The 13,255-nt window shown below is 52.8% G+C and carries 9 protein-coding genes; 5 read left to right on the forward strand and 4 right to left on the reverse strand.

What is annotated here, in order from left to right:
• Nucleotides 1-17 precede the first annotated feature (17 nt).
• Nucleotides 18-926, forward strand: a complete 909-nt coding sequence (locus BLP79_RS16525; protein WP_139163227.1) for a glycosyltransferase family protein — start codon at nucleotides 18-20, stop codon at nucleotides 924-926.
• A gap of 25 nt (nucleotides 927-951) precedes the next feature.
• Here the strand turns inward: BLP79_RS16525 and BLP79_RS16530 are convergent, their stop codons facing one another.
• Together BLP79_RS16530 and BLP79_RS16535 are read right to left on the reverse strand one after the other, a co-directional pair.
• On the reverse strand, nucleotides 952-2,262 hold the full coding sequence (locus BLP79_RS16530; RefSeq protein ID WP_090220804.1) for an HlyD family type I secretion periplasmic adaptor subunit: 1,311 nt from the start codon (nucleotides 2,260-2,262) through the stop codon (nucleotides 952-954).
• A 3-nt stretch (nucleotides 2,263-2,265) separates the two neighbouring features.
• Entirely contained in the window at nucleotides 2,266-4,113 is a 1,848-nt protein-coding gene (locus tag BLP79_RS16535; RefSeq protein WP_090220805.1) for a type I secretion system permease/ATPase, read from the reverse strand.
• 297 nt (nucleotides 4,114-4,410) lie between these two features.
• Between BLP79_RS16535 and BLP79_RS16540 the strand changes: the two genes are divergently transcribed.
• From BLP79_RS16540 to BLP79_RS16550, 3 genes are all read left to right on the forward strand, one after another.
• Nucleotides 4,411-5,187, forward strand: a complete 777-nt coding sequence (locus tag BLP79_RS16540) for a sulfotransferase family 2 domain-containing protein (RefSeq protein ID WP_090220806.1) — start codon at nucleotides 4,411-4,413, stop codon at nucleotides 5,185-5,187.
• Nucleotides 5,188-5,556: 369 nt separating this feature from the next.
• The gene (locus BLP79_RS16545) at nucleotides 5,557-7,029 is read left to right on the forward strand and encodes a calcium-binding protein (protein WP_090220807.1); all 1,473 of its coding nucleotides are present in this window, start codon (nucleotides 5,557-5,559) and stop codon (nucleotides 7,027-7,029) included.
• Nucleotides 7,030-7,239: 210 nt separating this feature from the next.
• Nucleotides 7,240-7,983 carry a metallophosphoesterase family protein gene (locus BLP79_RS16550; RefSeq protein ID WP_232716536.1) on the forward strand — a complete coding sequence of 248 codons (744 nt, stop codon included), beginning with the start codon at nucleotides 7,240-7,242 and terminating at the stop codon, nucleotides 7,981-7,983.
• 64 nt (nucleotides 7,984-8,047) lie between these two features.
• On the opposite strand, the gene BLP79_RS16555 is transcribed toward BLP79_RS16550, so the two are convergent.
• Nucleotides 8,048-9,217, reverse strand: coding sequence for a nucleotidyltransferase domain-containing protein (locus tag BLP79_RS16555; RefSeq protein ID WP_090220808.1), 1,170 nt, complete (start codon nucleotides 9,215-9,217; stop codon nucleotides 8,048-8,050).
• Between the two features lie 568 nt (nucleotides 9,218-9,785).
• Here BLP79_RS16555 and BLP79_RS16560 point away from each other — a divergent pair.
• Entirely contained in the window at nucleotides 9,786-11,207 is a 1,422-nt protein-coding gene (locus tag BLP79_RS16560; protein WP_090220809.1) for a mannose-1-phosphate guanylyltransferase/mannose-6-phosphate isomerase, read from the forward strand.
• Nucleotides 11,208-11,408: 201 nt separating this feature from the next.
• Here BLP79_RS16560 and BLP79_RS16565 read toward each other — a convergent pair whose 3' ends face one another.
• Nucleotides 11,409-13,223 carry an ABC transporter ATP-binding protein gene (locus BLP79_RS16565; protein WP_090220810.1) on the reverse strand — a complete coding sequence of 605 codons (1,815 nt, stop codon included), beginning with the start codon at nucleotides 13,221-13,223 and terminating at the stop codon, nucleotides 11,409-11,411.
• Nucleotides 13,224-13,255: the final 32 nt, after the last annotated feature.

Here is a 13,255-nt window from a genome sequence, read left to right on the forward strand (position 1 = left end):
TTTAAGGTGATCGATCGATGAAGAGTTGCATTCTGACGATGGTAAAAAATGAGAGCTTTTTCTTTAAGATCTGGTATCATCACTATTCCAAATCATTTCCAGATACAGATATCTTTGTTATTGATAATAAAAGTAGCGACAATTTTCGCTCAAACCTGCCGCCGGGCATCTCTGTAATCAATATCCCTGATCACATACGAGAAAGCTATCCGCGGCGCCAAAAAAACAGTCTGCCGAGTAATTTTGATGGCGCACGGTCGCTTTTCATTTCCGATATCTCAAACGGTCTTTTGAACTATTACGATACGGTGCTTTACACAGATGTGGATGAATTGATTGTCCCAGATCCTAACCAGTATGACACCTTAGCGAGCTATCTCTCCCAAAGCGCTGGAAAAGGTGGCCTTCTGGCGCCTTTAGGTCTGAATCTGACGCATATCCCCTGGCTGGAAGACACCCCTTTGGATGTCACCAAACCCATCCTCTCCCAACGGCAATTTGTCTATGCATCTGAGAAATATACCAAACCCCTGATTAAACAGCGTGCCATCATCTGGGGCGGTGGCTTTCATGGATGTAACAGCAAATTTGAAATTGATCGCAGCTGCGTCACATTCCACATCAGAGATGTGGATGTAGACACCAAAATGAAAACCCAAGCCAAGCGGCATGCCGAATACAAAACCTCAGGGAAAGGCGCAGATTCTATTTGGGCACGCCCCAAAAACAAAGCCATTCAGAATTACATTAACAGGCTAAAACGCTCTCAGATCAATAAAACGGAAATTGATCTGGCCTCCAATGGGTTTCAGATCGCTGAAACGCGTAAAAATTATTTTCGCGCAGTCAAAGCAGATGGCACATTTGCTCATGACACCTCATATGAACTGTTCAAGGTGCCACAGCGGTTTCACAGACTGCTGTAAACGGCGCGCTATATAAGCTCTCACCTTAGAACTCCCGAAAGGCCCGACCCAGGTAATCTGTAAAGGGCTGGATCAGATAATCCATTGGTGTCTGGCTACCGGTTTCAGCGAAGACTTCTACAGGCATGCCCGGCACCAGCACATTATCCTGCCCCAGACGCTGCGCTTCACCTGCGTTCAGGCGCGCTTCAATTTCAAAATACGACCGCCCTGTCTGCTGATCCTGAAACGCATCCGCAGAGACCCGGCTGACCTCCCCAAAAAGACTGGGGGTGGTGCGCTGATTGAAACTGGTGAACTTCAGATTGACGGGCTGTCCCAGATAAATCTGATCCACATCATCCGTGTTAATCTGCGCCGTAATCACCAAAGGCTGATCTTGCGGCACAAGGAACATCAAAGGATCCGCCGGGCGGATCACCGATTTGCGGGCAAAAACAGCCAAATCATATACCACCCCCGCCACTGGCGCGCGCAGCTCCAGACGCGACAGGCGCTGCATCAAGATATTGCGGCGCTCAATCAGCTCCAGACGACGCACCTGCAAGTCCCGCAACGTTGTAATCGCTTCTTCCCGCCGCGCACTGCTTTGATTGAGAATTTCCAATTCCAGCTCTGTAATCTGCCCTGCCGCCTGCGAGCGCTGCGCAGTCAAAGCGCCTGCCTGCCCCCGCAGGCGTGCCTCTTCGCGCTGCAGCGCCAGAACGCGCCCTGCCTGAGCAAGACCTTGATCCAAAAGGTTTTGCTGATTAACCAATTCTTCCTGCAACAACACAAGCTGATCGTCGATCGACTCTTGTTGTGCCATAATCCCATCAATCTGGCTGTGAATTTGGCTGATCCGTTCTTTTAAACGGTTCACACGGGCTTCTAGATTGACCCGACGCGCCTGAAACAGACGCTCTTGACCCGCAATCAGCTCTGGCAATTCAACATGGCTACCATTCAGCATATGCAAAAGCGGATCAAAGCTGATATCCTGCGCCTCATCGCGTTCTGCCGTAAAACGGCTGGTACGGGCCAGGATTTCCGCCAGCTGACTTTCAATGATTTGCAATTCGGCCAAAAGTTCGCTGTCATCCAATTGGATCAGCACATCTTCAGCAGAGACCCGATCTCCCTCCCCAACCAGAATTTGCGCCACAACCCCACCATCAGGGTGTTGTACAATCTGGCGGTTCTGTTCCACCTGAATAGAACCTTGCGCAATGACAGCACCAGAGATCTGTGTTGATACACTCCATCCCCCGAGCCCGCCCACCAGGAGCACAAGGAATGCAAAACCCGCAATAGCAAAGCCACGAAAAGAAGGACCGTTTGAAGAAGGCGTATCCATGGTTTAACCTGCTTTGCTGTTTTCAACATCCGACTGGACAGGCTGCGGTTTTGCTGCACCACCCGCATCTTGTTTGCCCGCAGGCGCCCCTTGTCCCTGAACCGCGGGTGCAGCGGCCTTTGGTGGCACCGCTTTGGCAGCAGCAGGCTGCAAATGCTCTTTCAAGATCACATCTTTCTCTCCAAAGGCACGCTGCGTGCCTTTATCCAAAATCAAGATCTTATCGCACAACTGAATCGCCGCCGGGCGATGCGCCATAATCACCACAACACGGCCATCTTTGCGCGCGCTGGCCACAGCAAGGTTCAACGCTTGGCTGCCTTCATTATCCAAATTGGAATTGGGTTCATCCAGAACCAAAAGCAACGGATCCCCATAAAGAGCACGCGCCAGACCAATCCGCTGGATCTGTCCACCAGACAAGCGGCTGCCAGAGACTTTGACAGGAGTGTCATAGCCCTGCGGCAATTGCTGGATCATCTCATGCACAGCAGCTTTCTTTGCAGCGGCCACCACCTGATCAGGGTCTGGCACTTCGGCCAGCCGCGCTATGTTTTCTGCAATTGTCCCATCAAACAGGGTCACTTGCTGCGGCAGGTAGCCAATATAGCTGCCTAGAATATCCATATCATATTGATTGTAGGTGGACCCATCCAGCCGGATCCGCCCAGAGGCTGGATGCCAGAGCCCAATCAAAGCCCGCGCAAGTGAGGATTTTCCAGCTCCTGATGCGCCAATCACGCCCAGGGCAGATCCTGGGTTTATGTCGAAATTCAACCCTTGCAGTACTGGTTTTGAAACCTGTCCGGGAAGTGTTGGCGGCACCAAAGTCACGCCTTGAAGCTGCAGTTTTGCTTTTGGACGTGCCAAAGGCATCGGAGCCGGGCGTTCTGGTGTTTCTCCCAACATAGTGGCCAGACGTTCTTGGCCTTGCAATGCGCGCTGTACCAATCCCCATTGAGAAATCAGCGTTTCAATCGGGGCCAATGCCCGACCCATAATCACGGATGAAGCAATCATGACACCCGGTGTCAGACCTTCGGTCAACACCAGATAGGCCCCAGTGCCCAGCATCGCAGATTGCAAAGCAATCCGTATGGTTTTTGTACTGCTGCCAAACAGACCAGTGCGATCACTGGCCCCCAGTTCCGCCACATTTGCCATCTGGCGCATCGTGCGCCACTTAGCAAAGGCTGCCTGACGCATCCCAAGGCCTTGAATCAACTCTGCATTATTACGCATCCCATCCGCCAAAAGATGGGCCCCTGCTCCCATCCGGCTGGCCTGTTCCACGGGCGCTTTCGACATCCATTGGTTGACCAGGGCAATGATCACCAGAACCAAGCCTCCAACAAAAGCCAAAGCCCCCAGATAGGGGTGAAACGAGGCAATCAGCAGCAAAAATAAGGGCGACCAAGGCAGATCAAAAACCGCAGAAACAATGGGCGAAGACAGGGCCTTTTGCATGGATTCCAGATCCCGCAATCCCACTTTGGCATTCTCATCATGAAATCCGGCCGCAACCTTGTCTTGCACCGCAGTAAAGACCCTCTTGGCCAGCTGATCATGAAACTGTGCGCCCACCCGCGCCAGAATACGGCCTCGGATAAAATCCAGACAGCCCATGATCAGGTATAAAAACCCAACCAGAAGGGTCAGTGCCAAAAGCGTTTCCATCGATCCGCTGCTCAGAACCCGATCATAGACCTGCATCATATAAAGCGGGCTGGTCAGCATCAGGATATTGGCGAAGAAACTGAAAACCCCCACCAACCAAAAGGCCTTACGGCATGTGCGGCGGGCTTTGGTGATTTCAACCTGCCCGGTCTTTTGCGCAGGAATGCGTGCCATTGGAAGCGCTGCCTTCGTACCACATGTGTTTCAATTTGCAGCCAGACATTAACCGACAAGGCAGCGTTTCACACGCGGCCTTACGTCAAAACCCTAGGGCTGCTTATTCCTCAAGAACCCTTTGGTGAAGACCACAGGACATCAAAAGTGTCAAACACTTCCCCGCGCGCATCCTCACAGGGCTCCCCTTATAAAGAAAGGCTCTCGGGCCCCTCAGATTGACAAGACGCCCCCCCTTGGCTAAGGCGGTTTGGTGCCCAAGGCCATCGCCTTTTGAACGCAGGATGAAAGACCCCCATGCAAAAGATTTCCGACGCCGCGTCCCAGTTTGAACGCCGCTTCTCTCCCCAGCATGTCGCCGCAAACACCTTTAACGACCCGGCAGATATCATCCTTTTCATGCACATCCCCAAAACTGCGGGCATGTCAGTTGGCAAAGCGCTGCAAAATGCCTTTGATATCTTTCATCCCGTATCTTGGGAAAACACCGGTAAATCCTTCCGCCAGAAAACCAAACAAGCGCTGTATATCCGTACCAAAGAACACACAGGAGAGGGACCCGTGCGACAGGTCCTGATGGGCCATTTCGGCTGGGGCGATGTGATGTTCTGGAAAAACCACGAGCTGCCGATCAAATGCGCCACAATCATCCGCGACCCGCTTGCGCGTTTTGTGTCAAACTATCGCTATAATTGTTCTGAGCGACACCCCCAGCACGAGGCTTTCAAAGCCCGCTTTCCAACGCTGGAAGATTATGCCCAGCAGCTGCCCAATGATTATCAACTCAACCTGATGATTGGTCCGTTCTACTCCTTTGATGATGCTTTGGAAAAACTGTCCCGCACCTACAGTTTCATCGGCATCACAGAACATCTGGGGGCAAGCCTTGATCACTTCCGCAACAGCCATGGTTTGGCTGCTTTGCCAGAACATCGCGAAAACAGCGGAGAGAATCGCAGCGAAGAGATCCCCGATTCGGTGCGTAACCTCATTGCAGAAAAAAGCCACAACGACATGCGGCTGCATCAGTTGATACAGGGATTTTACGCTGCACCTCAGGATATTAAGATCTAAAGCCCCGGCAGAATTTCGCGCATTCTTCCAAAAACGGGCAAAAATCCGCCCTCTATTTCACCTCTCTTTGAGCTCTCAAAGACGTGTATACTTAGGCGAACATATCTTTGTGAGGACCGTTTGAGTGGAATCGCCGCACGGCCTTGCAGGAAACGCCATATGAACATGCAGGCTTAACAATTTTTAATAAAATAAACCGTGTTATGACCGCCACGCTTTAAGGTTCTTTTGCTTTGACGCAGGCCCAGACAGAAGTTTCCTTGACATTCATCGCCCATCCAGAAAAACAGAGAGCGGTAAACTTTTGCGAGCATCAGGCCTGTGCGCTTACTCGCATCAATCCGACGAGCAATACTTACGGAGTAAGACATGGCTACAATTAATGTACCTACAGGTGAGGTCTTCGAATTCGGAACAACTTCCGATGATACAATCACCATCACAGACGCGCTGGACTATGCAACAGGTGAAGACCTGGACGGCAACGGCGGTGAAGACAGCCTGACACTGGAAGGCAGCGATCTGGCGACCCTGCTGACAGGTGCAAACGCATCTGTTGCATTTGACGCAGACACTGGCGTTTGGGTTCTGGATGACGACACCACCGGTGGCGACGACGCAACGATTTCAAACGGCATCCAGTCCATCACTTTCAACGATGGCGCAACTCTGGTCGGCGGCACCGCATCTTCAGGCTTCCTGAACCCAGGGTCCGTAAATGCAGACGGCACCACACTGGCGCTGGCAACCATCAACACATATGAATTTGACGGCGCAGCGCTGACCGCAGACACTTTCACTGCAACGTCAATCGTATCTGTTGACGGTCAAGAGATCGCAACTGCTGGCAGCAACTTCACCAACACCGATGGCGCTTTCACCATCACTGGTGCAACTGGCCTGCAGTTTGTAGCAAACACTGCTGCAATCGCAGCTCTGGGCAACGTAGGTGATGCAGTCACCTTCTCTTATGAAGTTGTTCTGGCAGATACAGACGGCAACACCCAAACTGTTACCGTAACCTTTGACGCAACCGTTCCTTTCACCACCGGTGATGATGAAGCGTTTGCAGATGCAGCTGGTGAAGCGATCGACGAAACTGCAACTGAAGCTGCAGGCGACGACACTTTCAACGGCGCAGAAGGTAACGATACCCTCACCGCGGGTGCAGGTAACGACACTCTGCTTGGTGCAAACGGCGACGATGTTCTGGTTGGCGGTGCGGATGACGATTTCCTTCGCGGTGGCAACGGTGCAGACACCATTTCCGCAGCGTCCGGAGAGAACAACCTGGGCGGCGGTGCTGGTATTGACAGCATCACTGGCGGCTCTGACGATGACACCATCTTCGGTGGTGTTGGTGACGACGTTCTGCTGGACGGTGGCGCGGGCAACGACGTCATCAATGGTGGCTCAGGTGCCGACACTCTGACAGGTAGCGCGGGTGACGATACCCTGCGTGGTGGTGACGGCGACGACGTTCTGAACGGAACCTCTGGCTCAAACGAACTGCGCGGCGGTGCAGGTGATGACACCGTAAATGGTGGCACAGGCAACGATCAGATCTTTGTCAGCCTTGGCGACGATAGCCTGACTGGCGGCACAGGTGATGATACCTTCGTTCTGCGTGACGACAGCGGCACCACCACAATCGCTGACTTCGGCACTGGTGATGACCAGCTGGACGTAAGCGGTATCGGTCTTGCCGATCTGGATGCTGTTCTGGCGATTGCCTTTGAAACAGATGCAGGTGTTACCATCGCAATCGATGAAGATACATCTGTTGTTCTGACAGGCCTGAACTTGGCTGATCTGTCAAATGCTGACTTCGACTTCGCCTAATTAGGCTGGTTGGATGTTTACCAGAAAGGCCTCGCTTCGGCGGGGCCTTTTTGATGTCTGGTCAACTGGTTTTATGCTGACAGGGCATGCATAAACGGTCCGGTGTTTTCCATTTGATCTCCCCTGCGTTTGCGATAAATTTGTTGTCGTTTGCTCCGCGCAATCCGCTAAATAAGGGAATAATATTCCCCCGATAGGAACGCGCTGCAGGTGATTGGACAGATTTTTAAAAAACGACACAGTCGTAATAGATCTTTACCCCGTTTCCCTGATCCGCGGCCCACAGAACCTATCGCCCTTATCGGCGATGTGCATGGCTGCTTTGATCTCCTGCAGCGGCTTCTGGATCAGATCCCCGAGGGCACAAAGACGATTTTGATCGGAGACTATATCGACCGGGGCGAAAAAAGCGCACAGGTGCTGCGCTTCCTGTTGTCCCGACCGGATCTCATCTGCCTGAAAGGCAATCATGAAGACATGCTGCTGCGTTTCCTGCAAGATCCAGAACGTGGCCACACTTGGCTGCACCATGGGGGCCTGCAGACATTGGCGTCCTTCAACATCAGCCTGCACAAGCAAACACTGGGGCCCGAAGCGCTGCTGACCTGTCGGTCACAGCTTGAAGCCAAGATGGGCGACAGGTTGATCGCTTGGCTGAAGGCGCTGCCCGCTTTTTACAGCTCCGGGAATGTATTTGCAGCCCACGCAGGCGCGCACCCGGATGTGACACTGGAAGATCAAGAGCCCAACCACCTGATCTGGGGGCACCCCACGTTTGAAACACGCCAGCGCCAAGATGAAACCTGGGTTGTCTATGGGCATATTATCCAGCCGCACCCCTCTGCAACCCATGGTCGGATCGCAATTGATACAGGTGCTTATGCAACCGGCACTTTGACAGCCGCCTATCTGGAACCGGGGTCATCCCCCCGTTTCATAACTGCAAGATTGTAAGCACAAGGAAAGCACTCTTGCCACGGTGTTGGCTTATGAATGTGCCCGACCTGAGAGGTTGAAGTCACGCAGTTTTCAACACATGCAGCCGCACGCGCCAGATCAGCCGGGTGAAATAATACATGAAATGCCACCTTTCAGGCAGGGGCCATTCCAAATATTCGCGGATTGTAGGATGGAAACGGTGGATCGCTTGACGGCGGCGCAGCCTGCGCTGCATCTTTGGGCTCAGGAACTCTTTGTAAGGCACTGAACGCCACCCCAAGCTTGTACGAATTTCCTCTTCAACCTCCAGCCCGCCGGCAAGATTCATCTCACAGAGTGAAAGGAGCTTTCCACCAGGGGTCTGCTTTTGATCTTCCGTCCATGTCCAGAGCGCAGCCACAAGCGCATGCATCTCCAAACAGGCTTCCACCAGTTGATCCAGCCCTTTACGACGCGCCACTTCCATAGCACGGCCCCGGTCAAAATCCGGGTTGCGCACAATCGCGTCCAAATCGCTCAACCAATGAAGATGCGACCACACATGACGCGAATTGTGAAAACAGACATAACACAGCAACATATCCAGCGGCAGAACCTTATAAGTCGTCCCTGCAAGCACCAGATCCTCTGCAGATGTGACAAGGTCTTCTGTCGGGAACAGTTTCGTGTGTTTGTCCAGATGACGGTGCATCTCCACATGCACACCACGCGGGGACAGGAAGTTAATCACAGAGCTGTATTTCAAGAGAGCCTGACATGTTTCCTCATCTGGCCGTTCAGGGCGGGTCTCCTCTGTTACGGCCACCCAATACCCTTGCTCCAGCGCTGCGCGAAACACCGCTTCGAAGTCTTCATCTGGGATCAACACATCCAAATCCCGCGACGGGCGCAAAGAGGGCGACGCATAATATGTCTCCGCCAGCGCAGGTCCTTTAAAAAACACGGACCTCGCCGCGGTTGGAGCAATACAGGTCTGCTGGAAAGCCTGCATTTCCGCACGTACCCGCAGAGCGTTCAGCGCAACGCCCCGGTAAAGCTGTCGCCAGCGTTCAAGAATCTCTGGATCCACACCCCCAATCCGCTCCAGATTCTGGTAGACGAATCCAGATACCATTTTGGCATGGGCCAAGGACATAAACCTGTTCCAGTCCTTCAACTGAACCAGAAGTCCACGCGCATATTTCTCTTGATCTTCAGACACATGTTCCCGCCCCAAAAGCAGCAACAGTTTAAAAACAACATCGTCCATATCACGCCTAATGTACCAAAGTCGGGCGCGTGTATTCACCCGGTGATTGAAGTAAGAAATAAAATCTCGTATCTAAGGCCACTGCGGAATGTCTTGAACATGGAATGAGATTTCATTGAGACTATTAAGGTAATTTATTCTATGTTTCTTTGGCATTAGCGTTGCGCGCAGCCAATAAACCATTCATTGACGAAAAAAAGCACAAAGATGTAGCAACTTAGCCATAGTCCGCTGAAAAAGGCGCGCGTTAGACGACGTGAACAGGCGCTGACACAATGCACACCTGCCAGTCTGTCATCTTACGCACCAGATCCGAGATGCCAAAACCTTAGAAACACCCTTTTGAATGCCTCATATGAAACATGCTGACGCACCACAGGCTTATCACATCAATAGGCAGTTTGGTGCGAGACGACCACCATTGCAGCAGATCTTTGAGATCTCCCCACTTATTCACCTGAATGACGCATATTTCCCTTTAGACGAGACGGCGCGAGACCTATGAATGGGGCCAGCGCAAGAAATTATAAACCATGCGTCATAAGTAAACACGAGGTCATTTAGTGTTATGATTACCCCTATTCTTCTTTGTGGTGGCTCAGGCACCCGTTTGTGGCCATTGTCGCGCAAAAGCTATCCAAAACAATTTGTTCCTCTGGTTGGCGACACCACGCTGTTTCAGGCCTCAAGTCAACGCCTGTCCGGCGAAGGCTATAGTGCGCCTCTGGTGCTCACCAATTCTGATTTCCGCTTTATTGTGACGGAACAACTGGCCAGCATTGGCATTGATCCCGGTGCCATCCTGATTGAACCCACCGGGCGCAATACTGCCCCTGCGGTTCTGGCGGCTGCGCTGTGGCTCAACAAAAGCGATCCTGAGGCTTTGATGCTGGTGGCACCATCGGATCATGTGGTCCCGGATGCAGAGGCCTTCCGCCAAGCCGTCGAAGCAGGTGTTCCTGCGGCTCAAAACGGCCAGATGGTTACCTTTGGTATCACACCAAGCCATGCGGAAACCGGATATGGCTATCTGGAACTGGACACCGCAGAGCTGCCAGACCAGCCCACACCGCTGGGGTTGAAACGGTTCGTTGAAAAACCAGACGCCGAGACTGCAGAAAAAATGTTCGCCTCAGGTCAATACCTGTGGAACGCCGGCATTTTCTTATTCTCAGTCAAAACCATTCTGGCCGCTTTTCAGGCTCATGCCCCAGATTTGATTGCCCCGGTGCAAACGGCTGTGGATGCCGGCCAGCCAGACCTTGGGTTTTTGCGCCTTGATCCTGCAGCCTGGGATCAGGCCGCTGACATCTCCATCGATTATGCCGTGATGGAGCGGGCCGAAAACCTCAGCGTGGTTCCTTTTGGCGCAGGCTGGTCTGATCTGGGCGGTTGGGATGCGGTCTGGCGCGAAAGCGGCCCAGATGCGCGCGGTGTTGTCACCTCGGACAACGCCACTGCCATTGATTGTGACAACAGTCTCTTGCGCTCTGAGGATGCCGGGCTTGAAGTTGTTGGCATCGGTCTGAAAGACATTATCACCGTCGCCATGCCAGATGCGGTTCTGGTGGCCGATGCCAATCGGGCCCAAGATGTGAAAAAAGCCGTGGCTGCGCTGAAAGAAAAATCAGCCAAACAGGCCACAGCCTTTCCAAAAGATCACCGCCCCTGGGGCTGGTTTGAAAGCCTTGTGGTTGGCGATCGCTTTCAGGTGAAACGCATCCTGGTGCATCCTGGTGCAGCACTCAGCCTGCAAAGCCATCATCACCGGTCTGAACATTGGATCGTTGTCGAAGGCACTGCAAAAGTGACCATTGATGATCAGGTCCAGTTGGTGACCGAAAACCAATCCGTTTACATCCCCCTAGGGGCTGTCCACCGCATGGAAAACCCCGGCAAGGTGCCGATGGTCCTGATCGAAGTGCAAACCGGCAGCTATCTTGGGGAAGATGACATCATTCGCTACGAAGATGTCTATGCCCGGACGTAACACAAATTTTGGTGCGTCTCAGGGCGCACCAAAACCCTCGTTTGAGGACAGACAAATGGTAAATTGCAGGGGCTGGCATGGGCAATGGCGGACAAGGAACCTGTCGTCTTACCGTTAACAACCATATCCAGCGCCAAGACCGCCAAATACGGCTTTCCTCTATCAGACATTCAAGGCCGATAATTCCCCAACAGGGCGCAGCTATCTGCGGTACCCGCGCCCCTGTCGCTCAAACATCTGGGCATAGCGCCCGCCTCGGGCGATCAACTCATCATGCGTGCCTTCTTCCACGATACGCCCCTTATCAAGCACATAGGTGTAATCTGCCATTCGGATTGTCGACAGTCGGTGACTGATCACCAGCGCACCTCGCCCACCAAGCTTGCTGCGAAATCCTTCAAACAGAGCCGCTTCCGCATTGGGGTCAATGGCAGATGTAGGCTCATCCAAGATCAGGAACCGCGATTCTGGAAAGACGGCACGGGCCAGAGCAACCTTCTGCCATTGGCCACCGCTCAATTCCACACCCCCGTCAAACATACGCGATAAAAGCGTATCATACCCCTGCGGAAGCTCTTCCAGAACCTCATCCGCACCAGACAGTTTTGTCGCCTTACGCATGCGATCAAAATCCGGCTTATGGCCCAGATCCGCCAGTTGGACATTCACCGCACCGGAAAAGGCAAACTGGACAAAGTCCTGAAAAATAACACTAAACAACCGCCGGTAAGATTTTGTCGCAAAGCCGCGCACATCCGCACCATCCAACAGGATCTGCCCCTTCTCAGGATCATAAAGGCGGCACAGCAGCTTGATCAGTGTCGTCTTACCCGATCCATTGCCCCCAACCAGTGCCGTGAAGCGGCCAGGTTTGATGTCCAGGCTCACATCGTGCAGCGTCGGTTCATCAGCACCAGGGTAGGTAAAACATACGTCCTTCATTTGAATGCCATTCCAGATATGGGTCGGCACCGGTAGCGCACCTGCACTGGATTCAATTCTGGCTTTCAGATCCAGAAATCCAAAAATTTGCGACAGATACAATTGATCGTCATACAGGCGCGAAAGGGCCGCAACGAAATTCCGCCCCGACAGCTCTGCCCGGAGGAGCAGCAACACCACAATGACCAGATCTGACAGCGTCGCAGCCCCAGCACTGAAGCGATAGAGCAGGTAGGCAATGACCGTAGACAGCAGCAGAGCACTGATCAGGGCCACACAGGATTCTGACAACGCTTTGCGCCATTCAATGACGTTATAATCTTCGCGGATCAACTTGCGCTGTTGGATATACACCTTGCGCAAATAGCTTCCCAGATCCCAGAGACGGATCTCTTTGGCATAGGGTTCCGAGGTCATCAGAAAATCTGCATAAAGGGCACGACGCTCTTTGGGGACCAGTTGGCGCTGCAATTGGAACCGCTCGCGGGTAAAATAGATCTGCACTACCAAGATAAGCACCACCGCAGCAAAGCAGATTGGCAAAACCAGCCATTCCACCGTCGCAATTACGATCATGATCGATCCCAGCATCAACATGCTGCGCAAGACATTCAGTGTATTGGCCACAACCTGCGCCGGTCGTCCTGCCCCCGCCTGACGGGCCCCCTGCAGGCTGTCATAATACTCCGCACTGTCATAAAAGCTCAGATCTGCTTTGACCGCACGCTCTTGTATCGCCCGATTGACATAATCCGTCACCACATAGCCCTGTTTGCTGCGAACATAATTGCCCAAGGCCGCCGCAATGCGACCCGCAAGAAACACCAGCAACAGCAACAAAATGTACCATAAGAACGTATCAGATTGCGCCCGCAAATCCTCTGCGGCAATCATCGTTTCCGCCAAAGATTTGATCATCAGGAGAGACCCGATGGAAAATGCGATTTCCGCAAGCGTCAGCCCTAAAACCGCAAAGCCCAACCACTTGCCGCTGTAACTGAGCAGCCAGAACACCTTACGCCACAGGCCAAAGGTCTCACGGAACCTGCGTTTGAGGGCGATCAGTTTAAACATATAACGTCACCTTAGTCTGTGGACCTCTCAGG

The organism is Epibacterium ulvae, assembly GCF_900102795.1.
In the GTDB taxonomy this organism is placed as follows: domain Bacteria; phylum Pseudomonadota; class Alphaproteobacteria; order Rhodobacterales; family Rhodobacteraceae; genus Epibacterium; species Epibacterium ulvae.

Excerpts from the sequence above, each read along its gene's own strand:
- BLP79_RS16525 (WP_139163227.1), top strand. The coding sequence starts at position 18 with ATGAAGAGTTGCATTCTGACGATGGTAAAAAATGAGAGCTTTTTCTTT.
- BLP79_RS16530 (WP_090220804.1), bottom strand. The coding sequence starts at position 2,262 with ATGGATACGCCTTCTTCAAACGGTCCTTCTTTTCGTGGCTTTGCTATT.
- BLP79_RS16535 (WP_090220805.1), bottom strand. The coding sequence starts at position 4,113 with ATGGCACGCATTCCTGCGCAAAAGACCGGGCAGGTTGAAATCACCAAA.
- BLP79_RS16540 (WP_090220806.1), top strand. The coding sequence starts at position 4,411 with ATGCAAAAGATTTCCGACGCCGCGTCCCAGTTTGAACGCCGCTTCTCT.
- BLP79_RS16545 (WP_090220807.1), top strand. The coding sequence starts at position 5,557 with ATGGCTACAATTAATGTACCTACAGGTGAGGTCTTCGAATTCGGAACA.
- BLP79_RS16555 (WP_090220808.1), bottom strand. The coding sequence starts at position 9,217 with ATGGACGATGTTGTTTTTAAACTGTTGCTGCTTTTGGGGCGGGAACAT.
- BLP79_RS16560 (WP_090220809.1), top strand. The coding sequence starts at position 9,786 with ATGATTACCCCTATTCTTCTTTGTGGTGGCTCAGGCACCCGTTTGTGG.
- BLP79_RS16565 (WP_090220810.1), bottom strand. The coding sequence starts at position 13,223 with ATGTTTAAACTGATCGCCCTCAAACGCAGGTTCCGTGAGACCTTTGGC.